The organism is Actinoallomurus liliacearum (assembly GCF_039542035.1).
Lineage (GTDB): Bacteria > Actinomycetota > Actinomycetes > Streptosporangiales > Streptosporangiaceae > Actinoallomurus > Actinoallomurus liliacearum.
Window position 1 is genome coordinate 24,890 of the sequence record NZ_BAABHJ010000015.1, and the last position, 20,594, is coordinate 45,483.

Below are 20,594 nucleotides of genomic sequence, written 5' to 3' on the forward strand. Positions count from 1 at the left end.
GCGCCGATCAACGCCCGTCGCACTTTAGCAATGGATGACTTACAGACTGCAATTACAGAGAACGCGCAGCGTTTGACCGTTTATGTGGCGATTTGTTCGCTAGTGTCGGAATCGTTTGCCTCGAAACGGGGCGGGGCCGTCAGTCGCCGATCGCCGTGTCCTCCCGGACCAGCGCCATCACTCCGGGATCGCGCCGCGCAAGACGCACCGCGGCCAGGACCGCCGCCCGTACGATCGCCGTCGGCCGGTAGAGGTCCTTGTCGTGCCAGAGCGCCGGACCGTCCCCTCCCGAATCCCCGGACCGGACCAGGTAGGCGTATCCGCGCGCCGCCGTGGCCCGGCAGGCGCCGTCGTCTGGTCCGACCAGGAGCAGGACCTGCGTCGCGTAGGCGGTCTCCTCCGCGGTGCCCTCCCACCGGCCCCACGAACCGTCGGCGCGCTGGGTCGCGAGCAGCCACCGCACGGCGCGCCGGACCGTCGCCCGCGCGCGGTCGCCGCCGAACCGGCCCAGGGCGAGCGCGCAGCACGCGGTGGCGTAGTACGGCGAGGCGTGCCACCGGTCGTGCCAGCTCCCGTCGGCCCGCTGATGGTCGCGCAGCAGCGCCGCCAGCCCGGGGACGACCTCCGCGATCCGCGGCGGGGAGTCCGGGCGCCGGACGAGGTACTGCCCGAACGCCTCCAGGACGTGGGCGTTGGTGCTGACGGAGAACCCGTCCTCACCCTGCCACGTGCAGAAGTGCTTCTCCATCCGGTACGGCTCCAGGCCGTCCAGCCCGAACGGCAGGCCGAGCAGGCCGAGCGCGTACAGCGCCCCGGCCGTGGTGTCCGCGTCGGCCGGCAGTCCTTCCCCGGCGGGCGTCCCGGCCGGGTCGAGGGCCTGCCGCAGACTGGAGAGGACGGTGGGCGGCACGGTCACGCCGATCCCGGCCCGTACGAGGGTGGTGATCACCCAGGCGCGCTCGAACACCGTGATCGGCAGCCCGCAGGGCACCGGGCCGCCATGCTGCTCGACCACCATCTCCAGGAACCGCCGGGCGGGGTCCTCCGGGACGGGCGCCTCCCCGCCGAGCCAGGCCGCGGTGGCGGCCGGCGAGGCGCCGACGATCCCCGTCGGGCCTGGGCGCGCCGCCGGGACGCCGCGCGCGTCCCCGCCCACCGCCTCCAGGGCGTGAAGGAGCTTCTCCGGCGCCGCGGCCCCCGCGCCGAGCATCGCGCGTACGGCGGAGAGCCGCTTGGTGCCGTCCAGCCCGCGCGGCGTGCGCGGACGCCCACCGGCCGGCCCGCCCGCGACCCCCGGGACGGGACCCGCCAGGGCCCGGTCGATGGACTCGACGAGCGCGGCCGCGATGAGGTCGGCGGCGGGCATGTCCGGCATCGTCCGGCCGTCCAGCTCGTCGGCCAGCCGAGACAGCGCAGTCAGCCCCCGGTCGGCGGCCCGGGCCAGATCCGTACGGTCGTGGTCGCCGCCCGACCGGCGGAGCTCGGCCAGCAGCGCGTCGGTCGCGCTCAGCGTGGGGACGACGGCGTAGCCGTCCGGTCCGCCCCAGCCCCCGTCCGGCCGCTGCGCCGCCAGCAGGAAGTCGAGCCGCCGGGTGTGGCCCACCAGCCAGGGCGCCAGGGCCACGAGCCGTCCCGTCTCGTACACCGAGGGGGAGACCTGGCCCCAGGGCGTCGCCGCCAGCCCCGCCATCAGGTCGGCGGCCGCCGCCGTGACGTCCGGCGCCGCCGGGCCGGCCTGCTCGATCGTGCGCGCGGACGGGTCCCCGCCGACCGTCACAGGGCCTCCCGTTGGTCGGTGGGCTCCTGGAACCCCTCGCAGAAGTCGACCTGGCGTTCCATGTACGCGGCCAGGTGCGGGTGACCGGCGCGCAGCGGGTCGAGGAGCGCCCGGAACCGCGCGCCGACCGCGGCGAGGTGGTCCCGTACCTCGCCCTCGGTGACCCCGGGCACCAGCGCGTTCAGGTCGCCCCGGGACAGGTCACGTTCGTAGGTGCCCAGGTCGTCGATCAGGCGCATGGTCCGCTGGGCCTCCCGGCTCGCCGCCATGATGGCGGGAACGTCCTCGGCCCGGGGCGCCTCGGCGGTGGCCGCCCAGTGCGAGACGAACGCGAACGAGAAGCCGAGGTCGTCGGTGTTCTCCAGGCGGTCCGCGAAGCCGGGCGCGGAGCCGTCCGCGCGGGCCGCGTTCCCGTCCCGCTCGAGCGTCATCGCGGTGAGGAAGCGGCGCAGCTCCTCGCGCCAGACGTCCCGCAGCGCGGGGAACGCGGGCGACGACGCGAGGTCGTCGCGGATGTCGGCGAGGGCACGGGCCAGGTCGTCGCCGTCCGGGGCCGGCGCGCCGTCGGCGACCGCCAGGCACCGCTCGACCACGTTCCGCACCTCGGCCCGGGGCGTCGCGGCATGGCCGATGAGCCGCTCGACGCCGGAGCTCCAGACGGCGACGCGGTTCGTCATCCGAAGCTCGGCCGCGCCGAGCCACGGCGCGCTGAACGCCGTGCGGAGGCAGACGGTGTTGAACAGAGTGGCGTCGAACGGCTCGGCGCCGAACAGGCCCTCGTAGCGCGCGGTCCACTCTCGCGCCTCGCGCTGGGCGCGGCCGGCGACGGCGCAGACCCGCCCGCTCTCGACGGCGGGCAGGACCGTGCCACTGATGTCGGAAAGAGTCATGAGGCCTCCTTCGTCGGCCTCATGACCAAGGTGCTCTGCTCACCGATTCCCTCGCTTCGCTCGGTCATGAGCGCGCCTCAGACGTTCGAGGTGACGCGGCCGCGAGGACGCAGCAGGAACTGGATCCGCTCGCTCGGCTTCAGGGTCAGCCCGAGCCGGGGCTCGATCGACGGTGAGCCGTGGATCACCGGCTCGAACCGGCTCAGCATCGCCGCCATGATGAGCTGTGCCTCGATGGTGAAGAAGTAACTGCCGACGCACTGGTGCGGGCCGCCGCTGAAGGTGAGGAACGCGAACCGGTGCCGCGACTGCCCGGGCGCGAATCGCTCGGGGTCGAAGACCCGCGGATCGGGCCACACATCGGCCAGCCGGTGCGTGAGATAGGGACTGATGACGAGGATCGATCCCTTTCGAATGCGGACGCCGTCGATGACGTCGTCCGCGACGACGGTTCGGGGAATGATCCACCCCGGGCTGTAGAGCCGCAGTACCTCTTGGGTGACCATTTTGGCGTACCGCAGCTCGGACAGGTGGGCGCGCCTCGGGTGATCCGTCCCGACCACCCGGTCGATCTCCGCGTAGAGCTTGGCGGCGATGTCCGGCCGGGAGTCGAGCACCATCCAGAGGAAGGACAGGATGCTCACCGAGGTCTCCGTCGCGGCCACGAACAGGGCGACCACCCCGTCGCGGATGTTCTGCTCGTCGAGGCCGTTGCCGTTCTCGTCGCGCGCCCGGATGAGCCGGGAGACGATGTCGCCGCCGTCCGCGCCCCGTCGGCGGGAGTCGCGGACGATCGGAAAGATCAGGTCGTCGACCGCCTGGACGGCGCGGCGGAACGCGCGGTCACCCGGGAGCGGCACCCAGAACGGCACGAACGGGAGCAGCATCCGCGAGCGGAAGGAGGACGTCGTCGCGGTCGCCAGCACCCGGCCGAGTTCGTCGATCTGGTCGAGGGGCATCTTGTCGCCGACGATGACGCGCGTGATCGCCCGATAGACCAGCCGGGTCATCTCGTCGGCGGCGTCGACCGGGCGGTCGACCGCCCGGTCGGCGAGCTCGTCGACGGCCTCGACGATGGCCCTGGCCACGTCGTCCGTGAAGGAAGCGATGTTCGGACCGGAGAACATGGCCTGGTAGGCGCCCTTCTTGAGCGCCCACGCCGGGTCCGCGCCCGAGGGCTCGCCGACCAGCCGGCTGAGCGGCTTCCACAGCAGACCCTCGCGACGGTAGTTGTCGGCGTGATCGCGGAGGACGTGCTGCACATGGTCGGGATGGGTCACCAGGTAAGGGCGGAACGGTCCGACGACGCCCAGTCGCACGATGTCGCCATCGGAGATCCTGCCGACCTCGTCCGTCGCCTGAACGGGATCGCGCAGCAGTGCCGGGAGAAAGCGGAACGAGGAAATGGTCTTCGCGTCCCGTGGTCTGGGCATTCGAGCGTCGGTCGACGTCACAGTCGTCCCAATCTGGAAAGTCGATGGCGGAATCCGGGAATGGCGGATCGACGCCGGGGAGTTTCGCCGTCGTGATCGATAAAGGAGGCGCGGCGATCGAGTCCTGTCTGGTCAGGAGGGTGTCAGCCGAGCAGGGAAGACGGAATTCAGGCCGCCGTTGCGGCCGATGCCTCGTTTAACACGCCAATCCTCGCCTCTTTGTGGTCAGCGATCCGAAATGTCACATGAGTCGTACACATGACGCTACTAACTATAAGGTAAGGATGTCGTTACCTCGTTCGTCGGGAGCGCCGGGGAGGGGCGGAACGCCGGAGACGGTGCCGGTCTCCGGGGCGGCTCGAAGGGGCGCGCGGAGAGCGGTCGGCGTTCCGGGCGGACCCGAATGACGCGACGGAGCCGACGCGGCGCGGTCCGCGCTGAGCAGCGCGAACGGGCCCGCGGGAGGCGTGGCCGCGGGCGTGGCCGGAGACGGAAGGGCGGTGCGGGCGGGAGTGCGCGGCGGGTGCCAGAGGGGCTGGAGTCCCACGGCCCGCGCTCGCCGGGGTGCGGAGTGTGATTTTCTTCTCAGCGAAACCCAGGTTTGGGCCTGTCCAACTGTCGGGAATGCGTAGTTCGTCGATCTTCCTACCTTGGCCGCGGAACGGACCCCGTATGCCTCTCGACGTCTCCCCGCCGGCGGAGGCCGGTGACGACGCCGCCGTGATCCTGTCCCGTTGGAGTTCGCTGGCCGCCCCGGCCCTGCGGGCGGCGGTCGAGACGTTGCATCCCTGGCCGGCCCGGATGGCGGCGTACGCCTTCGGCTGGGCCGGCCGCGACGGACGGCCGTCGGGCGGGAGCCCGGCGACCGGCGGCAAGGGCCTCCGGCCCGCGCTCGTGCTGCTGTGCGCCGGAGCGGCCGGAGCGCCCGCCGATTCGGCGCTGGCCGGCGCGGTCGCGGTCGAGCTGGTGCACGCCTTCTCCCTCGTGCACGACGACATCATGGACGGCGACGAGCGTCGTCGGCACCGCGCGTCGGTGTGGCGCGCCTACGGGGTCGGGCCCGCCATCCTGACCGGCGACGCGCTCCTCGCCCTGGCGATGGCGACGCTGGCCCGGGTGCCGGGGCCCGGCGCGGCGGCCGCCATGGAGCGGTTGTCGGCCACGCTCATCGAGCTGGTGCACGGTCAGGCCGAGGACATCGCCTTCGAGGGCCGGCCCTGGACCGGGCGGGACGCGGTCACGGTCGAGGAGTACGTCGCGATGGCGGAGGCCAAGACGGGTGCGCTGCTCGGCTGCGCCGCGGCGATCGGGTGCCTGCTCGGCGGGGGCCCGCCGGAGCGGGCGGAGCGGATCGCGGTGATGGGACGGCAACTCGGTCTGGCCTTCCAGATGACGGACGACCTTCTCGGCATCTGGGGCGATCCCTCCGTCACCGGCAAGCCCGCGTCGAGTGACCTGCGGCGCGGCAAGAAGACCCTGCCGGTCCTCGCCGCGCTGGAATCCGGCACGCCGGCCGCGCGGCGGCTGGAGGAGGTCCTCGCGGCGCCGCTCACCGGCGAGGAGGAGCTCGAGCTGGCACGGAACCTGATCGAGGACGCCGGTGGACGGAGGCGGACCCGGGAGCGGGCCGCCGCCTGCCTGCGCCGGGCGCTCCACGTCCTCCACGCCGAAGGCGTGGGCGGCCCCGCCGCCGAGGACCTCGCGGTGCTCTTCGGTCTTCTCCTCGACCGAGCCCGCTGACCGGCGTCGAGCTTAATGATCTACAACGTAAAGGCGGCGACTCGTCCGCCGGCGAGAGTCGCCGCCGCGACCGCGTCGATCAGCTCCCGGCGCGCCGCGCCGAGAACTCGAGGCGTACGTAGTCGACCACCGGCTCGGGCAGCTCCGCGGCGACCGCCCGCACGAAGTCGCGGTGCTCGGCGGCCGGGAGCCGGTCGAGCTGTGCGCCGAGGACCACGGTGGTCAGGTAGCTCTCGAACTGCTCGCCCGCCTCCAGCCGGGCCGGGTCCGGTACGAGGGCGACCTCGACGTCGGTGAAGCCGGCCGCCTCCAGGCGCCGCCGGGTCTCCTCCGCGCCGGCGAAGTTCCACGTCTGGGGCTCCTCTCCGGTGACCTTCGCCAGGGCCGCCCGCACCCGGGCGACGTTGCCGTGCCCACCGCAGTCGGCGACGAACGGCGCACCCGGCCGAAGCGCCCGCGCGATGTTCGCGAACAGTGTGTCGTGTTCGTGGATCCAGTGGAAGGTCGCGACGCTGAACGCGGCGTCGGCGCCTGTGATCGGCAACGGCCGGGTGAGGTCGGCCTGATGCATGTCGACCCGGTCGAGGCGGTCCGCGAGCCTGTCGCGGAGCCGGTCCAGCATCCGTGCCGATCCGTCCACCGCGATGACGCGTCCCCGCGGCAGCAGTTCCAGCAGCGCCTCCGTGTCGCGGCCGGTGCCGCAGCCGGCCTCCAGCACCGTCTCGGCGCCGGTCAACGGCAGCCGCTCGAGGGTGCGCCGGCCCCAGCGCAGATGCGGCAGCGGGAGGGAGTCGTACGTCGCGGCGTCCCATTCTCTGATCACGGTGATCACCCCTTCTCGCCGATCACCTTAGCGACTATCTCACATTACAAGAAGAATCGTCTCACATTATGAACAGAGCGACAGGATGCTTGCGTATACTGAAAGTAGCGAGTTGACTACTTAATGTGGCTGCACTGTCTCGTGCGCATAGTCGGCCCGCCGCGTCCCGGGCACGGCTCGCGTGAACGACGACCTCGCCCGGGCGCTTCAGGAGTTCCGCAGCGTCCTTGCGCTGCCGACGGTCGGGCGGGCGAGCCGCCTCGCGGATCTGGGCGAGCTGCGGCGGCTGATCGAGAGCTATCCCGAGGAGGCGCGCGTGATCCTGCGGGAGGTCACCGGAGACTCGCCGGTCGCGTGACCCGGAGGTTCAGGATCCGGCGGGCCTGCGGAACTCCGCGCGCCAGCGGCGTACGGGCGGGTCCTCGTCGTCGAAGAGGTCCTCGATCCGTACGGCGGGCAGGGGGAACGACTCGACCTCGGCGCGGGTCAGCGGCCAGGGCATCCGGCCCGGATCGTCGCTCTCCTCCCTGGCGCGCGCGATGACGAGCAGGGTCCCGCCCGGGGCGACCAGGTCGGCGACGCCGGCGATGGCGCGCCTCCGCGCCTCCCCGCGCAGCACCTGGACGGTGTAGCTCTCGACGACCAGGTCGAAGGCCCGCCGCCACTCCGGGGGAGGGGAGAGCAGGTCCGCCGCGTGGTACTCCACGCGGGAGTCCGGGAAACGGGAGCGGGCACGCGCGACGGCGGACTCGGAGACGTCGAAGGCGGTCACGTGGTGGCCGAGCCCGGCGAGGTACTCGGCGTCGTCGCCCAGCCCGCAGCCGACGACCACGGCGCGATCCGAACCCGGGCGCGCCCACGCCCGCAGCATCGGGTTGGGCGCCAGGTCGGCCCAGGGCACCGCCGCCTCCCCGCGGTCGGCCGCCGCGTACAGCCGCTCGAACCATCCCGTGGCGTCACCCGCGGCGATCGACTCGGCGGCCAGCCGCCGCGCGTACCCCCGCTGCTCTTCGACGTTCATCGCGACGGCCTCGTCAGGACCGGGGGCAGGCGGGGAACAGCCCGCGCGTGCCGGAGGGATAGGCGGTCGCGTCGGTGAACCGGCAGCCGAAGTCGGGACGCGCCACCGCCGCCGGGTCGGTGACCGGGTCGCCGGCCGGGCGGGGGCCGCCCTGCACCCAGCGGGCCAGGTCGTCCCAGGCCTGCCCGGCCTCGGCGGCGGAGAACTCACAGTGCTGCGCGGTCCGGATGGCGCGCTGCACGACGAGGCCCGACCGGTGGGCGCGGGCGACCTCCGAGCCGTAGATCTCCTCCATCGAGAACGGCACGAACATGTCGCCCAGGCCGTGCAGGGTGACGACCTTGGCGGTGGGCAGCCCGAAGACGCGCGGGATCTGGGAGAGCCGAGCGGAGTACCGGTCGACCGGGTCGGCGGGGCGGACCCGCTGCACGGTGGCGTTCACGTCGACCGGCGTGTTCGGCGTGTACCGCGTACCGGCGTTGCCGGCGACCCGCGCGGGGTCCTGCGCCAGGCTCGTGCCGGCCGCCGGGGCCCCCAGGCTGAACAGGAAGTCCTTCCAGAGCGGGAAGGCGGCCTCGGCGCCGGGCCGGGGCCCGCCGGAGCGGTCGATCGTGATGGCCCGCAGTTGCTTTCCGAGGTCGTTGGTGGTGTCCGGGCCGCCCGGCTTCAGCCCGCCGAGCCCGAGCGCCTGCTCGATCCTCGGCACGGCGTTCGTCAGGTAGTCGGCCGGCGCGGGATGGGCGCGCACGCCCGCCAGGTCCTGGGCCACCAGGTTGTAGTCCAGGAAGAAGTCGAAGAGCCGGTCGTCGCCGAGCACCCCGCACATCGGCAGGGCGCCGGAGTAGAAGTTCGGGTACTGCTCGATCGACCGGCCGATCACGTGGCCGCCCATGGACACGCCCGCGATGTAGGTACGGCGCGGTCTGCGCAGCAGCCGGGTGAACAGGTCGGCGAGGTCGCGGGTCTCCACGACTCCGGAGCGCACGTCGTAGTCGTTGTCGGCGTACGACGACGCGGCCCAGGCGTAGCCCTCGCCGATCAGCTTCTGCCGCAGCCCGAAGGCGGGCGGATCCACGGTCAGTGCCGTCGACGCGCCGCGGTAGCCGTGCGCCCACATCACCAGTTCGCCGTTCCAGTCCGCCGGCACCTCGATGTCGTACGCCGCGTGATGGAAGACGCCCTGGCGCACGGTGGTCGTCCGGCCGTCGACCGTCAGCGGCGGGAGCGCCGGGTTGCTGATCGTGTACGGCGGCAGCGGCCGGTCGTCGGGCACCGTCGTCGCGCCCGCGGCCGGTGCGGTGCCGAGCGACACGGTGACGGCGGCGACGGAGACGAGGGAGGCGAGCCGGCGCAGGCGCATGGACGATCTCCTCGAAGGCAGCCGTCGCGACCCGGGACCGGGTCACGGGGAACGGCCGTCGCGCCGTCGTCGGCGGGCGTTGACCGGTCGGACTCCGCACCTTAGAGGCGCGGTCGCCCGACGGCAAGATCGTTCGGTTTGTCCGTGCCGGCCGATCGGTGCGTCCCGGCGGCCGGCGCGTTCCGCGCGGTCAGTGCATCCCGCTGGCCATCATGACGATGAGGATGGCGACGTGCGTCACGATGACGAATCCGATGATGAACATGAACACGAACTTGGCGGGGCCGTGCTCGAAGACCTTGCCCTCCTTGAGGGGCGCCCGCCCCGCCTGCCGCTTGGCGAGGCGCTCCGCGAACTTCTCCTCATAGGACTTCTTGCGCGGAGTGAGCTGGTCGCCGGTGGTGGGCTGCTCGCTGGTGGTGAGCTGGTCGCTGGTGGTGAGCTGGTCGCCGGTCATCGATGGAACCCCAATCGTGTGCCTCCGATGAAGAGTAACCATTGCCAGGGTGGGGTGATTCCGTCCGGTGTCCTGTCGTCCCTGCTCAGGCGACCGGAAGGGCGGTGACGTCCACGGATGCGGGTAGGACCGGCCGGAGCGCCGGGCCCTCGGACCGGGGCGCGGGCCTGCCCGGCCGCCGACCTGTGCGAAAGGACCCGGACGAGACTGGATAATCGGCGGCACAAGATCGTGATTCCGGTCCGTTGAGAAGGGAATCCATGAGCAGCCACGTCGTCATCGCACCCGACAAGTTCAAAGGGTCGCTGACCGCTCCCGAGGTGGCCGCGCGCGTCGCAGCCGGGCTGCGCCGCGTCCATCCGGAGGTCCGGCTGACGACCATGCCGGTCGCGGACGGCGGCGACGGCACCGTGGACGCCGCGGTCGCCGCCGGCTTCACCCGGCGCCGCACCGTCGTCAGCGGGCCGACCGGTGAGCCCGTCACGGCGTCCTATGCGGTCCGTGACGAGACGGCCGTCGTCGAACTGGCCGAGGCGTCCGGGCTGCGTCTGCTGCCCGGCGGCGTGCCCGCGCCGCTGACCGCCTCCAGCCACGGCACCGGCGAGCTGATCGCCGCGGCGGTGGCGGACGGGGCGCGCCAGGTCGTCCTCGGCCTGGGCGGCAGCGCCTGCACCGACGGCGGCGCGGGCATGGCCGCCGCCCTGGGCGCCCGCCTCCTCGACTCACAGGGCCGGGACCTCCCGCCGGGCGGCGCCGCGCTGCGCGACCTCGACGCCGTCGACACGTCGGCGCTGACCGACCGGATGCAGGGGGTCACGGTCGTGGTGGCGAGCGACGTGAACAGCCCGTTGCTGGGCCCGGACGGCGCCGCCCGCGTGTTCGCGCCGCAGAAGGGGGCCGATCCGGAGCAGGTCGAGATCCTCGTGGCGGGGCTGGCCCGCCTCGACGCGATCGTCCGCCGCGACCTCGGCCTGGTGATGGCCGGGTACCTCGGGGCGGGCGCGGCCGGCGGAGTGGGGTTCGGCGCACTGGCGTTCCTGGCCGCCCGGGTCGAACCGGGCATCGCCTACCTCCTCGACCTGCTGGGGTTCGCCGCCCAGCTCGACGGCGCGCGCCTCGTGGTGACGGGCGAGGGTTCCCTGGACGCGCAGAGTCTGCGCGGCAAGGCGCCGGTCGGTGTGGCGCGGGCGGCCCGGCGGGCGGGGGTGCCGGTCGTCGCCGTGTCCGGGCGGCGGGCGCTGAGCGACGACCAGCTCCGCGCCGCGGGATTCGCCGGGGCGTACGCGCTCACCGATCTCGAACCCGACCCGGGGCGATGCATGGAGGACGCGGGCCCGCTGCTGGAACGGCTCGCCGAGGAGATCGCCCGGACGGTGCTGGAGGAACCGCTGAGCCGCCGAGAGCCGACCTCATGAGCGCTCAGCCTGCCGGGGAGGAGGTTCCGAGCCGGCCGACGCCGGCCAGCAGCCGCCCCTTGGTCTCCGGGCCGTCGGACCGCCACCTGGCCACGTGGACGAGGCCCGGTTCGACGAGGTCGAAGCCGGTGAACAGCCGTTCGATCTCCGTGCGGGAGCGGATCACGGCGGGGGCGCTGGACTTGGCGTAGGCGTTCTCTATCCGTTCGCGCTGCTCCAGGGTCAGGCCCTCGTACGTTCCGGTGGACAGCGCAAGGAAGCTGCCGGGCGCCATGTTCTCCCGCAGCGTCCCGATCACCTCTTCGCCCTCCGGGACGAAGTGCAGGACGGCGATGACGAGCAGGCCGATCGGCCGGTCGAAGTCGAGCAGCCGCTCGACGGCCGGGTCGCCCAGGATCTCGCGGGGGCGGCGGATGTCCGCCTGCACGGTGGCGATCCGGTCGTCGGTGGCGCGGAACGCCTGGTTGTGCGCGAAGACGATCGGGTCGTTGTCGACGTACACGACGCGGGCGGCCGGGCGGATCTCGCGGGCCACCTCGTGCACGTTCGGTGAGGTCGGGATCCCCGTCCCGAGGTCCAGGAACTGCTCGACCCCCTGCTCCGCGAGGTGGCGTACGACGCGTACGAGGAAGTCGCGGTTCGCCCGCACGAGCTTGCGCTGCTCGGGGTGGGCGGCGATGACCTTCTCGGCCGCCTCCCGGTCGGCGGCGAAGTTGTCCTTGCCGCCCAGCCAGTAGTCGTACATGCGGGCAGGGGACGGGGTGTGGACGTCGATGACGTCGGGGATCCGTACCTCCATGATCGACAAGCCTAGGGGGCGGCCCGACAAACAGTAATGAACGCGGTAAATCGTGGCCACCTGCGGCCACGCCCGTAAGTGTTGTTACATGTCCGGAAATAGCGGGTCGTCGCCGGGCGGGCCGTCCGCGAGGGCGGCGGCGAGCGGGGCGGGCGGCCGGCCGATCGCGACGCCGAACCGCGCGTGGTCGGCGTAGTCACGGGCCTCGACGATGAGGCCGTCCCGGACGCGGAGGACGAAGACGTTGCGGATCGCGAACCGGCGACCGGTGGTCGTGACCTGGCCCGCGTACTCGAACTCGCCGATGACGACCTCCGGGTCCGCGGTCTCGTGGACCACGACGTCCCGCGCGCTCATGCGCAGGGGAAGTGTGGCAGCGTGCTCGAAGTGCCGCCGCAGCGCGTCCCGGCCGACGAGGGGTCCGTCCGATGCGGCCATCGGATGCACGACGACGGCGTCCTCGGCGTACAACTCGGGCAGCACGTCCCAGTCGCGGGCCGTGACGCCCTCGATCAGCCGCTCGAAGACCTCGCGCGGCGTCATGCGGGCTCCTCGGCGAGGGCCGTGGCGAGGGCGCGGAGACCGCCGGTGGCGCGGGCGATGGTGAGGTGGTCGTGGTAGTCGCGCGTCTCGACGATCAGGCCGTCGCGGACGCGCAGCACCTGGATGTTGGCCGCGGTCAGCACCTCCTCGCCGGCCGGGATGTCGTAGTCGAACTCCGCGATGACCACCTCGGGATCCGCGGTCTCGTGCACGACCACGTTGCGGACGCCGAACCGCAGGCCCATCCGGGCCGCGCTGGCGAACCGCGCCCGGATGACCTCCCTGCCCTCCAGGAGGCGGGGCGCGTCGGGTCCCGGCGGGGCGAACGGCTGATGGGCCACGGCGTCCTCGGCGTACAGGTCCGCCAGGTCGTTCCAGCGTCCCTCCGCGATGCCGCGGCTCAACCGCTCGAAGACGGCGCGCGGACCGGTGGGTTCGGGCATGCGAGACTCCTGTCCAGATCGTCGAAGTTAATCGGAGCGGTCACTCCGGATTGAATTATCCGGAGTGATCACTCCGCCTGTCAATGAGGAAGGTGTGCATGACCGCACCGCGGCGCGCGTCCGCCCCGGACGGCGGACGGCCGGTCCGCGCGGACGCGCTGCGAAACCGCGCGCGGGTCCTGGAGGCCGCGGAGGCGGTGTTCGCCGAGCACGGCACGACCGCCTCCACGGAACAGGTGGCCCGGCGGGCCGGCCTCGGCGTCGGCACCGTCTTCCGCCACTTCCCGACGAAGGAGGCGCTGCTCGAGGCGGTGTTCGTCGCGCGGCTGGGCCGGCTGGCCGCCGAGGCCGACGCGCTGATGAGCGCGGAGGACCCGGGCGCGGCCTTCTTCGGGTTCTTCACTCGCGTCGTCGACCACGCCGCGACGAAGAACGCCCTGTCCGCCGCGCTGGCCGAGGCGGGCGTCGACGTCCGGGAGACCACGGCCGGGACGGGCCGGGAGCTCAGGCGCGCGCTGGGCGCGCTGCTCGGCCGCGCCCAAGAGGCCGGGACGGTGCGGGCGGACGTCGGGCTGCCCGAGATCCTGACCCTCCTGGTCGGCGCGTCACAGGCGGCCGAGCACGTCGGCGGTGACGCCGAGGTACGGGCCCGCGCCCTCGCCGTCGTCTTCGACGGCCTGCGCGCCACCCCGCCCGCCGCGGGCGGCCACTGAGCGACGGCCTGCGCGCGGTGACCGCGAACGCTCGCCGGGTTCGTGACAGCGCCGATGGTGTGAAGTTCGCCACTCGGCGGCCGAACGTGACGGTCAGGGTCCTTCCGCTGGAGGTTGGCACCCATGCCGGACTCGATGGCCCGTTCATCGTCCTCGGGTTTCCAGAGGACGTCGCGCCCGACGTGGCTTATGCCGCGACCAGGTTGGGCGATGCGTTCGCGGAGAGCGCGGAGATCGTTGGCCGGATCAAGGTGGATTTCGAGAGCCTTGAATCCGTGGCGTCGTCTCCGGATGCTTCAGCGGAGCTCTTCGCTAAGGAGTACCCCGGTCGCCATGAGTCCCGAGCAGGAGTACCCCCGCTTTCCGTGGCGCAAGAGTAGCCATAGCGGCGAGGCCACCAACTGCGTTGAAGTTCTCGTCTTCGAGTCCCTCGGCGAGAGCGACGGATAGTCGGCGAATCAGCCGCCGTCAGGACTTGAGGGCCAGTTCGGCCAGGTGGCGGGCGATGCCGTTGACGTCGGTGTCCTGCACGTTGCTGAGGACGGCGACGGCGATGTCGTCGTCCGGCAGGTACACGTTGCTGGCGTGGTACCCCTCGAGCAGGCCGGGGTGGTAGAGGTACCGGTGCCCGTTCAGCCGGTCGACGAGCCACCCGAAGGCGTATCCGGTGGAGGGGGAGTCGAGGCAGCCGCCGGACGGGCAGTCGGCCTGAGAGGTGAAGGCCAGCTTCACCGTGGCCGCCGGCGCGACGAGGTCGGCGCCGAACGAACGGTCCCAGCGGGTCAGGTCGTCGGCGGTCGTGTAGACGCCGCCGGCCGCGTACGCCTGCGACCCGTTGATGCGGCCCGCCGGCTTGCCGGTGGAGAGGTAGCCCTTGGCCCAGCCGTCCGGCGGGTCGCCGGTGCTGTAGCCGGTGTGCTGCAGCGCGAGTGGCGCGGTGATCTGGTCGCGCAGCACGTCGCCGAGGCCCTTGCCGGTGACCTTCTCGATGATCGCACCGGCGAGGATGTAGCCGGAGTTGCTGTACTTCCAGCTCGTGCCCGGCTTGAAATCAAGGGGTTTGTGGACGAACCGGCTGATGATCTCCTTGGGCGTGGTCGGCTGGTCCAGCTTCGTGAAGAAGTCCGGCATCTCGGAGATATCTGGGATGCCGGAAGTGTGGACGAGGATCTCGCGGATCGTGATCGGCTTCCATGCGGCCGGGCAGGCCTTGATGTAGGTGGGGACGAGGTACGGGCAGACCTTGTCGTCCAGCTTCAGCTTGCCCTGGTCCTGCAGCTTCAGCACGAGCATGGCGGTGAACTGCTTGCTCACCGAGGCGATCCGGAAGATGGTGTCCGGACTGTTCGGGACGTTCTTCGCCTCGTCGGCCTGACCGGCGGCGAAGCGGGCCAGCACCTGACCGCGCCGCACCACCGTGACCGCCCCCGTGAACTTCCCCTTCTTCGCGAGCCCGCGAAGGTAGGAGTCGATCGCGGCCGCGCTCGGGTCGCCGGACGGCGCCGGCGACGTGGCGAGGGGGTTGGGCGTGGGCGTGGCGGCCGGGGACGCGGAGGTTCCGGCCGCGCGCGGCGGGTGCGCCGTACCTCCGCCGGAATCGCTGCTGCACCCCGTCACCGTCGCGGCGAGCAGCGCCAGCGCGGCGCCGGATCGGGCCAGATGAAGACGTGCCATGGTCACTCCACGGCGTGTCGGTCGCACTTGTCGAACCTGCCAATGATCCCCAGGGGCACGGACCCCTGCAGGTTATCCGCCGCAGCGAGCAAGATCGCCATTTCGCGTCGCGACGAATGAGCCTTGATTACCCAGGGTAGTGCTCGGAGCAGCGCACTGGATTTCGGGGGGACCAATGCGAGCCGTGACGGTGTCCGATTTCGGGGCCCAGCCGGAGCTGACCGAGCAGCCGGTACCCGAACCGGGTCCCGGCGAGGTCCTGGTCCGGATCAGCGCCGCGGGCCTGAACCCCTTCGACTGGAAGGTCATCGACGGCGCCATCCCGGACGCCGTCTTCCCGCTGGTCGTGGGTACCGACGGGGCGGGCACCGTCGAGCGGGTGGGACCGGGCGTCACCGGCGTACGGCCCGGCGACCCGGTGTTCGGCCAGTTCGGGGACCCCCGGCGCGGACACGGCTCGTACGCCGAGCGGGCCGTCGCTCCGGTGGACGCCATCGCGGCTCCGCCGCGGACGATCGCGCTGAGCGAGGCCGCGGCCGTGCCGACCGCCGGGACGACGGCGCTGAACCTGGTCGATCGGGTCGGCGACGCCCGTCGGCTGCTCATCGTGGGAGCGACGGGAGGCGTCGGCACGTTCGCCACGCAGTTGGCCGCCGCCCGCGGGATCATCGTCGTCGCCACCGCGACCGCCGACAAGGCCGACCTGATGCGGGCGCTGGGCGCGGCCGAGATCGTCGACCCCACCTCCGGCCCGGTCGCCGGACGGCTCTCCGCTCCCGTCGACGCCCTGATCGACCTGGTCAGCGACACGCAGGGGCTGCGCGAGCTGCTGCCGGTCGTCCGGCCCGGCGGTACGGTGCTCAGCCCGGTGTTCGCGGTCCCGGAGGAGGGGCTGCCCGGCGTCGAGGCCGTCAACTTCCTGAACGAGGCGGGCACCGAACGGCTCGAACACCTCGCGCGGGAGATCGACGCCGGCCACCTCCGCGTGCTCATCGGCGACACCGTCACCCTGCCCCAGGCGCCGGACGCCCTCGCACGCAGCAGGGCCGGGCGGGCCCGGGGGAAGACGGTCATCGTCATCTGACGACCGCAGGGCAGACTTGGCGCATGCGCGCGAGCCGCCTGGTGTCCCTCCTCCTGCTGCTGCAGTCGCGGGGCCGCATGACCGCCCAGGAACTGGCGGATGAGCTGGAAGTGTCCCTGCGCACCATCTACCGCGACGTGGAGTCCCTGTCCGCGTCGGGGGTGCCGGTGTACGCCGACCGCGGCCCGGCCGGCGGGTATCAGCTGCTCGACGGCTACCGGACGCGCCTGACCGGGCTGACCGCCGAGGAGGCCGAGTCGCTGTTCCTCACCGGCCTGCCCGGACCCGCCGCCGAACTCGGTCTCGGCACGGTCCTCGCCGCGGCGGAGCTGAAGCTCATGGCGGCGCTGCCCCGGCAGTTGGCCGAGCGCGCGGCGCGGCTCCGCGAGCGCTTCCACCTCGACGCGCCGGGCTGGTTCCACGACGGCGAGCCCACGCCGTACCTCAACACCGTCGCCGACGCCGTCTGGAAGCAGCGCCGCCTGCACATGCGCTACCGCCGGTGGAAGACGCCGACGCCCGTCACCCGCACCATCGACCCGCTCGGCCTCGTGCTGAAGGCGGGCAGCTGGTACCTCGTCGGCCGCTCGGAGGGGGACGAACGCACCTATCGCGTCGACCGGATCCAGACGCTGCAGATGCTCGAGGAGCGGTTCGAGCGGCCGGCGGACTTCGATCTCGCCGAGTTCTGGCGGTCCTACCTGGCGCGGTTCCGCGACACGATGTTCACCGGCGAGGCGGTCGTCCGATTCTCCCCGACCGGGATGCGGATCCTCCAGCACCTGGTCACGCCGGAGGTGATCCGCGCGGCGCGGCGCAACGCCGGACCTCCGGACGAGGACGGCTGGGTGCGCACCGTGATCCCCATCGAGTCCGTCCGCCACGCCCACACCGAGCTGCTCAAGTTCGGGGCGGAGGCGGAGGTCCTCGAACCCCCGGAGCTCCGGGAGCGGGTCATCGCGTCCGCGCGCGCCATGCTCGACCGCTACGGTGCCTGACTCCTCGGTCGCACGGGCCGGCTCGCCGGCGCCGCCGCCGGACATGGAACGTCCCGCCGGGGGAGGCCGACGCCCACCCCGGCGGGACACTCGCGGATCAGACGCCTTCGCCAGGCCGCCGGAACGTTCCGGTGTCCTCGCCCGGCCGCCGGAAGGTGCCGGTGTCGTCGGCGGAACCGCCGGCGACCCGGCGATCCGTCGGCTCGGGCGCCCGCGGCACGGTGTGCTCGGCCGGCCGGGGCATCGGCTGCTCGGGCGGGGTCATCGGAGGCGGGGCGGTACGGCGCGGCAGCGGCTGCGTCGCCTGGATCGGACCGGGCCGGTCCTCACGTACCGGCCGCGGCGCCTCCACCGTCGGAGCCTCCTCGACGTACGGCGCCTCACGCTCGGCGAGACGGGCGTCCTTGACGCCGACCACGGCGAGACGGCCGAGGGCCACCGCGGCGAAGAACAGGGCCACCGCGCCCACGCCGTACAGCAGCGCGATCTGCTCCACCACCTGGCGCGTCGTCCCCCCGACGGGGGCGCCGAGCCGGTCGGGGGCGGACCACAGCGCGCTGAGCGGGCCACCGACGACGAACCAGGCGCCGCCGAGCGCGGCGATCCACGCGCCGGCGGCGGCCGTGGCCCGGTTGGCGCTCACCAGCAAGATCAGGCCGCCGACCAGCAGGGCGCAGGCCGGCAGGAGCTCCAGCCAGACGCGGCCGGCCGTGAACGACCACGCCTTGTCCGGAGCGAACGCGAAGTGGAAGTACGGGCCGAGGAGCGCGGCCAGCCCGCCCCACAGGCCGAGCAGCACGAGGATCACGCCGCTGAGCGCACCCCTGCTGCGAGGTACTCGTAGCATCCCGGTCATCGAAAATCAGCTCCCTGAAGTCTCGGGCGCCTACGGATTACCCGGGAAGAAACCTTTCAAGCGCGTCGTTCCTCCGCGCTTTGTGTTGATGTGGCCCGGTATAAACGGGCGGAGTCGTCGTCACGATGGGGGGATTGGTGACAGAGGAAGTCGGGGCCGTTCCGAGCGACCGCGACCTGGCACTGCTGCGGCGGTACGAGCCGATCCTGACCTACACGCGGGGGGAGCGGTTCTTCCCCGTCGACGCGGAGGACTACATCCGCTGCTGCAGCCTGTGGCAGGGTGAGCGGCAGCTCGTCGAGGCGGGTGAGCTCACGGCGGAGCGCCTGGTCGCCACGGCCGCCGAACGCACCGGCACCGCTCTGTCGCTGCTGCTCGTGCAGCGGCCGTTCGACCGGCGGGAGGTCCGCGCCCACCGCGCCCACGCCAAGCCGCCCATCGCCCGCTCCGGCCGCCTGGCCGCGGTCGGCCTCATCGGGCGGGTCTTCGACGTGCTGCTGCGCGCCTCGCTGTTCCTGCGCGGCTCGGTGCCCGGCGGGGTCGCGGCGGCAGCCGCCGACCTGGGCGAGCGGCACCTGAGCCGGGACCGCGCCACCTACTACGGCCGGGTGGTCCGTGAGGGCGGCTACATCGTGCTGCAGTACTGGTTCCTGTACGCCATGAACGACTGGCGGACGACGTTCGCCGGGGTCAACGACCACGAGGGCGACTGGGAGTCGGTGACCGTGTACGTCGCCGACACCGAGGACGGCCCGCGCCCGGCGTGGGTGGCGGTGTCCGCGCACGACGAGCGCGGCGACGACCTGCGTCGCCGGTGGGACGACCCCGACCTGCGCAAGGAGGGGGACCATCCGATCGTGTTCGTCGGGGCCGGGTCGCACTCCGGAGCGTTCCTGCCCGGCCAGTACCTCGTCACCGTCAACCCCGTACGGCTCCGGCGCTACGTCCGCTGGGTGCAGCGCCTGATGGGACTGGCCTTCCCCTGGTCGCGGGAGGAACGGCATCACGGGGTCGGCATCCCCTTCATCGACTACGCCCTCGGCGACGGGGAGCGCATCGGCTCCGGCCGGGACCGTACGTGGCGGCCGGTGCTCATCTCCGACGAGACGCCGTGGGTCCGGGGGTTCCGCGGGCTGTGGGGCCGGGACACCCGGGACTGGGTCGGCGGCGAGCGCGCCCCGGCCGGCCCGCGCTACGACCGGGACGGCCGCGTGCGGACCCTGTGGGCCGACCCCCTCGGCTGGGCCGGGCTGCAGAAGATCCCGCCGAGCCCCGAGGCGGAGCGGCGTGACCTGCGAGCCCGGATCGTGGCCCTCGATGAGGAGATCAAGGCCGCCGACGCCGAGATCGAACGCGGCCGCGAGGAGCTGCGACGGCTCCGTACGACGGCGGCGTCCCTGGCCGGGCACCGCAACACCAGGAACCTCGCCCGCCGGCGCAGTGGCGAGGTCGCCAAGGCGGAGGCCGCCCTGGCCGTGCTCGTCCGCGACCGCACCGAGCTGGCCGAGGAACGCAGCGCGCACGAGGCGACGCTGACCCGCCCGCCCGTTCCGGACGCCCCGCAGGCGCACCTGCGGGAGCCGCACCTGCCGTACACGCCGTTCCGCGGGCCGCGCACGCGGTTCCTGCACGCGTGGGCGGCGCTGAGCACGCCGTTGTTCCTGCTGGCGGTGGTCGGCGTCTTCGTGATCCCGCACGAACCCGTCGCCTTCCTCCTCGCCGCCGTCGTGCTGCTGTTCGTCACGATGGAGGCGTGGGTCCGGCGCAAGCTCCTGGCGTTCGCCACCGGGCTGCTGATGCTCGCCGGCGGCCTGGCCGTGGCGGTGGGGCTGGGACTGGCGGTCAAGTACGGCGGCCGGTACGTCCTGCTGGCCCCGCTGGTGGTGGTCGCCGGAGTGCTCCTGGTCGTCAACCTTCGCGAGCTGTTCCACCGCTGAAGAACGCCTCGTCGACCTGGTCGGCGAGCGGCCGGGCCCCGGACCGGTTGTCCAGGACGGTGTGCGGCACGACCGGCGGCTCGCCGGCCCGTACGCCCGCGAGGAACCGGTCGAAGCCCTCCAGCTTCCCGGCGTCCCGCCCCAGCCCCCGGCTGAGCAGACGGGCGCGCAGCGTCTCGGCGTCGGACCGGACCCAGACGAGACGGACCGGCGGCCCGCCCAGCTCCTCGACCCAGGCCCGCCAGCCCCCGGCGTCGTGGATCTGACCGGTGAACGGCGCGCTCAGCAGCACCGGGCAGCCGTACGACCGGACCTCCCGGGCCGTGGCCGTCATCCCCGCGTACTCGTGGACCTTGACGTACTCGTCGTACCAGGGCCCCTCACGCTCACCGTCCGGACGTCCCGCCACCCGCAGCGTCGCGCCGACGAACGGCCCGTACATCGTGTCCTTGTCCAGCAGGGCGGGCACCGGCCGCAGCCGGGACAGCAGCAGCCGCGCCACCGTCGACTTACCGGCGGCGGGCGGGCCGGAGACGATCCAGAGGTCCGCGGGGTTCGGGTCGCGCATGGCCCGATCCTGCCCGGCCGGCCGCGCCGGGCCGGCAGCAGGGCCGGTCATCCGGGACCGGCA

22 protein-coding genes are annotated in these 20,594 nt (G+C 72.8%); 9 read left to right on the top strand and 13 right to left on the bottom strand.

What is annotated here, in order from left to right; genetic code table 11:
* Window positions 1-139: 139 nt before the first annotated feature.
* The 3 genes from ABD978_RS22390 to ABD978_RS22400 form a co-directional block, all read right to left on the bottom strand.
* A complete protein-coding gene (locus tag ABD978_RS22390; RefSeq protein WP_345357703.1) occupies window positions 140-1,777 on the bottom strand; it encodes a prenyltransferase/squalene oxidase repeat-containing protein in 1,638 nt (545 codons plus the stop codon).
* The gene (locus tag ABD978_RS22395; RefSeq protein ID WP_345357706.1) at window positions 1,774-2,667 is read right to left on the bottom strand and encodes a terpene synthase family protein; all 894 of its coding nucleotides are present in this window, start codon (window positions 2,665-2,667) and stop codon (window positions 1,774-1,776) included. Before ABD978_RS22395 ends, ABD978_RS22390 begins: the two co-directional genes overlap by 4 nt.
* 77 nt (window positions 2,668-2,744) lie before the next feature.
* Window positions 2,745-4,100 (bottom strand): cytochrome P450, encoded by a 1,356-nt coding sequence (locus ABD978_RS22400; protein WP_345357709.1) that lies wholly within the window; start codon window positions 4,098-4,100, stop codon window positions 2,745-2,747.
* A gap of 672 nt (window positions 4,101-4,772) precedes the next feature.
* On the opposite strand from ABD978_RS22400, the gene ABD978_RS22405 reads away from it, so the two are divergent.
* On the top strand, window positions 4,773-5,840 hold the full coding sequence (locus ABD978_RS22405; RefSeq protein ID WP_345357712.1) for a polyprenyl synthetase family protein: 1,068 nt from the start codon (window positions 4,773-4,775) through the stop codon (window positions 5,838-5,840).
* Between the two features lie 79 nt (window positions 5,841-5,919).
* Here the strand turns inward: ABD978_RS22405 and ABD978_RS22410 are convergent, their stop codons facing one another.
* Window positions 5,920-6,663: a class I SAM-dependent methyltransferase gene (locus ABD978_RS22410; protein WP_345357715.1), complete on the bottom strand. Its 744-nt coding sequence runs from the start codon at window positions 6,661-6,663 to the stop codon at window positions 5,920-5,922.
* 181 nt (window positions 6,664-6,844) lie between these two features.
* On the opposite strand from ABD978_RS22410, the gene ABD978_RS22415 reads away from it, so the two are divergent.
* Entirely contained in the window at window positions 6,845-7,021 is a 177-nt protein-coding gene (locus ABD978_RS22415) for a hypothetical protein (RefSeq protein WP_345357718.1), read from the top strand.
* A gap of 9 nt (window positions 7,022-7,030) precedes the next feature.
* Here ABD978_RS22415 and ABD978_RS22420 read toward each other — a convergent pair whose 3' ends face one another.
* The 3 genes from ABD978_RS22420 to ABD978_RS22430 all read right to left on the bottom strand — a co-directional run bounded on the left by ABD978_RS22420 (window position 7,031) and on the right by ABD978_RS22430 (window position 9,501).
* Window positions 7,031-7,684, bottom strand: coding sequence for a class I SAM-dependent methyltransferase (locus ABD978_RS22420; protein WP_345357721.1), 654 nt, complete (start codon window positions 7,682-7,684; stop codon window positions 7,031-7,033).
* A 13-nt stretch (window positions 7,685-7,697) separates the two neighbouring features.
* Window positions 7,698-9,044 carry a hypothetical protein gene (locus tag ABD978_RS22425; protein ID WP_345357724.1) on the bottom strand — a complete coding sequence of 449 codons (1,347 nt, stop codon included), beginning with the start codon at window positions 9,042-9,044 and terminating at the stop codon, window positions 7,698-7,700.
* Window positions 9,045-9,234: 190 nt separating this feature from the next.
* A complete protein-coding gene (locus tag ABD978_RS22430; RefSeq protein WP_345357727.1) occupies window positions 9,235-9,501 on the bottom strand; it encodes a hypothetical protein in 267 nt (88 codons plus the stop codon).
* 260 nt (window positions 9,502-9,761) lie between these two features.
* On the opposite strand from ABD978_RS22430, the gene ABD978_RS22435 reads away from it, so the two are divergent.
* Complete coding sequence (locus tag ABD978_RS22435) at window positions 9,762-10,916, top strand: glycerate kinase (RefSeq protein ID WP_345357730.1); 1,155 nt, start codon at window positions 9,762-9,764, stop codon at window positions 10,914-10,916.
* 4 nt (window positions 10,917-10,920) lie between these two features.
* Here ABD978_RS22435 and ABD978_RS22440 read toward each other — a convergent pair whose 3' ends face one another.
* The 3 genes from ABD978_RS22440 to ABD978_RS22450 all read right to left on the bottom strand — a co-directional run bounded on the left by ABD978_RS22440 (window position 10,921) and on the right by ABD978_RS22450 (window position 12,701).
* Entirely contained in the window at window positions 10,921-11,715 is a 795-nt protein-coding gene (locus ABD978_RS22440) for an SAM-dependent methyltransferase (RefSeq protein ID WP_345357733.1), read from the bottom strand.
* An 84-nt stretch (window positions 11,716-11,799) separates the two neighbouring features.
* On the bottom strand, window positions 11,800-12,258 hold the full coding sequence (locus ABD978_RS22445; protein WP_345357736.1) for a nuclear transport factor 2 family protein: 459 nt from the start codon (window positions 12,256-12,258) through the stop codon (window positions 11,800-11,802).
* Window positions 12,255-12,701: a nuclear transport factor 2 family protein gene (locus ABD978_RS22450; RefSeq protein ID WP_345357739.1), complete on the bottom strand. Its 447-nt coding sequence runs from the start codon at window positions 12,699-12,701 to the stop codon at window positions 12,255-12,257. Before ABD978_RS22450 ends, ABD978_RS22445 begins: the two co-directional genes overlap by 4 nt.
* Window positions 12,702-12,799: 98 nt before the next feature.
* On the opposite strand from ABD978_RS22450, the gene ABD978_RS22455 reads away from it, so the two are divergent.
* The 3 genes from ABD978_RS22455 to ABD978_RS43960 are packed head-to-tail and all read left to right on the top strand — an operon-like array spanning window position 12,800 to window position 13,864.
* Complete coding sequence (locus tag ABD978_RS22455; protein ID WP_345357742.1) at window positions 12,800-13,414, top strand: TetR/AcrR family transcriptional regulator; 615 nt, start codon at window positions 12,800-12,802, stop codon at window positions 13,412-13,414.
* Between the two features lie 59 nt (window positions 13,415-13,473).
* Entirely contained in the window at window positions 13,474-13,794 is a 321-nt protein-coding gene (locus tag ABD978_RS22460; RefSeq protein ID WP_345357745.1) for a Scr1 family TA system antitoxin-like transcriptional regulator, read from the top strand.
* Window positions 13,748-13,864 (top strand): DUF397 domain-containing protein, encoded by a 117-nt coding sequence (locus ABD978_RS43960; protein WP_425550744.1) that lies wholly within the window; start codon window positions 13,748-13,750, stop codon window positions 13,862-13,864. The genes ABD978_RS22460 and ABD978_RS43960 overlap by 47 nt, the downstream gene beginning before the upstream one ends.
* An 18-nt stretch (window positions 13,865-13,882) precedes the next feature.
* Here the strand turns inward: ABD978_RS43960 and ABD978_RS22465 are convergent, their stop codons facing one another.
* Window positions 13,883-15,088: a serine hydrolase domain-containing protein gene (locus ABD978_RS22465; RefSeq protein WP_345357748.1), complete on the bottom strand. Its 1,206-nt coding sequence runs from the start codon at window positions 15,086-15,088 to the stop codon at window positions 13,883-13,885.
* A gap of 175 nt (window positions 15,089-15,263) precedes the next feature.
* Between ABD978_RS22465 and ABD978_RS22470 the strand changes: the two genes are divergently transcribed.
* Window positions 15,264-16,172, top strand: a complete 909-nt coding sequence (locus ABD978_RS22470) for an NADP-dependent oxidoreductase (protein WP_345357751.1) — start codon at window positions 15,264-15,266, stop codon at window positions 16,170-16,172.
* A gap of 23 nt (window positions 16,173-16,195) precedes the next feature.
* Window positions 16,196-17,170: a helix-turn-helix transcriptional regulator gene (locus ABD978_RS22475; RefSeq protein WP_345357754.1), complete on the top strand. Its 975-nt coding sequence runs from the start codon at window positions 16,196-16,198 to the stop codon at window positions 17,168-17,170.
* A 97-nt stretch (window positions 17,171-17,267) separates the two neighbouring features.
* Here the strand turns inward: ABD978_RS22475 and ABD978_RS22480 are convergent, their stop codons facing one another.
* Complete coding sequence (locus ABD978_RS22480) at window positions 17,268-18,017, bottom strand: hypothetical protein (protein ID WP_345357757.1); 750 nt, start codon at window positions 18,015-18,017, stop codon at window positions 17,268-17,270.
* Window positions 18,018-18,163: 146 nt separating this feature from the next.
* On the opposite strand from ABD978_RS22480, the gene ABD978_RS22485 reads away from it, so the two are divergent.
* Complete coding sequence (locus tag ABD978_RS22485; protein ID WP_345357760.1) at window positions 18,164-19,963, top strand: hypothetical protein; 1,800 nt, start codon at window positions 18,164-18,166, stop codon at window positions 19,961-19,963.
* Here ABD978_RS22485 and ABD978_RS22490 read toward each other — a convergent pair.
* Window positions 19,935-20,531 (bottom strand): P-loop nucleotide/nucleoside kinase family protein, encoded by a 597-nt coding sequence (locus ABD978_RS22490; RefSeq protein ID WP_345357763.1) that lies wholly within the window; start codon window positions 20,529-20,531, stop codon window positions 19,935-19,937. The two genes, ABD978_RS22485 and ABD978_RS22490, sit on opposite strands and share 29 nt — an antisense overlap.
* Window positions 20,532-20,594 lie beyond the last annotated feature (63 nt).

Coding starts and splice junctions, on each gene's coding strand:
- ABD978_RS22405 (WP_345357712.1), top strand. CDS start 4,773: ATGCCTCTCGACGTCTCCCCGCCGGCGGAGGCCGGTGACGACGCCGCC.
- ABD978_RS22465 (WP_345357748.1), bottom strand. CDS start 15,088: ATGGCACGTCTTCATCTGGCCCGATCCGGCGCCGCGCTGGCGCTGCTC.
- ABD978_RS22425 (WP_345357724.1), bottom strand. CDS start 9,044: ATGCGCCTGCGCCGGCTCGCCTCCCTCGTCTCCGTCGCCGCCGTCACC.
- ABD978_RS22395 (WP_345357706.1), bottom strand. CDS start 2,667: ATGACTCTTTCCGACATCAGTGGCACGGTCCTGCCCGCCGTCGAGAGC.
- ABD978_RS22455 (WP_345357742.1), top strand. CDS start 12,800: ATGACCGCACCGCGGCGCGCGTCCGCCCCGGACGGCGGACGGCCGGTC.
- ABD978_RS22470 (WP_345357751.1), top strand. CDS start 15,264: ATGCGAGCCGTGACGGTGTCCGATTTCGGGGCCCAGCCGGAGCTGACC.
- ABD978_RS22445 (WP_345357736.1), bottom strand. CDS start 12,258: ATGACGCCGCGCGAGGTCTTCGAGCGGCTGATCGAGGGCGTCACGGCC.
- ABD978_RS22400 (WP_345357709.1), bottom strand. CDS start 4,100: ATGCCCAGACCACGGGACGCGAAGACCATTTCCTCGTTCCGCTTTCTC.
- ABD978_RS43960 (WP_425550744.1), top strand. CDS start 13,748: ATGAGTCCCGAGCAGGAGTACCCCCGCTTTCCGTGGCGCAAGAGTAGC.
- ABD978_RS22490 (WP_345357763.1), bottom strand. CDS start 20,531: ATGCGCGACCCGAACCCCGCGGACCTCTGGATCGTCTCCGGCCCGCCC.
- ABD978_RS22480 (WP_345357757.1), bottom strand. CDS start 18,017: ATGCTACGAGTACCTCGCAGCAGGGGTGCGCTCAGCGGCGTGATCCTC.
- ABD978_RS22450 (WP_345357739.1), bottom strand. CDS start 12,701: ATGCCCGAACCCACCGGTCCGCGCGCCGTCTTCGAGCGGTTGAGCCGC.
- ABD978_RS22435 (WP_345357730.1), top strand. CDS start 9,762: ATGAGCAGCCACGTCGTCATCGCACCCGACAAGTTCAAAGGGTCGCTG.
- ABD978_RS22420 (WP_345357721.1), bottom strand. CDS start 7,684: ATGAACGTCGAAGAGCAGCGGGGGTACGCGCGGCGGCTGGCCGCCGAG.
- ABD978_RS22430 (WP_345357727.1), bottom strand. CDS start 9,501: ATGACCGGCGACCAGCTCACCACCAGCGACCAGCTCACCACCAGCGAG.
- ABD978_RS22475 (WP_345357754.1), top strand. CDS start 16,196: ATGCGCGCGAGCCGCCTGGTGTCCCTCCTCCTGCTGCTGCAGTCGCGG.
- ABD978_RS22440 (WP_345357733.1), bottom strand. CDS start 11,715: ATGGAGGTACGGATCCCCGACGTCATCGACGTCCACACCCCGTCCCCT.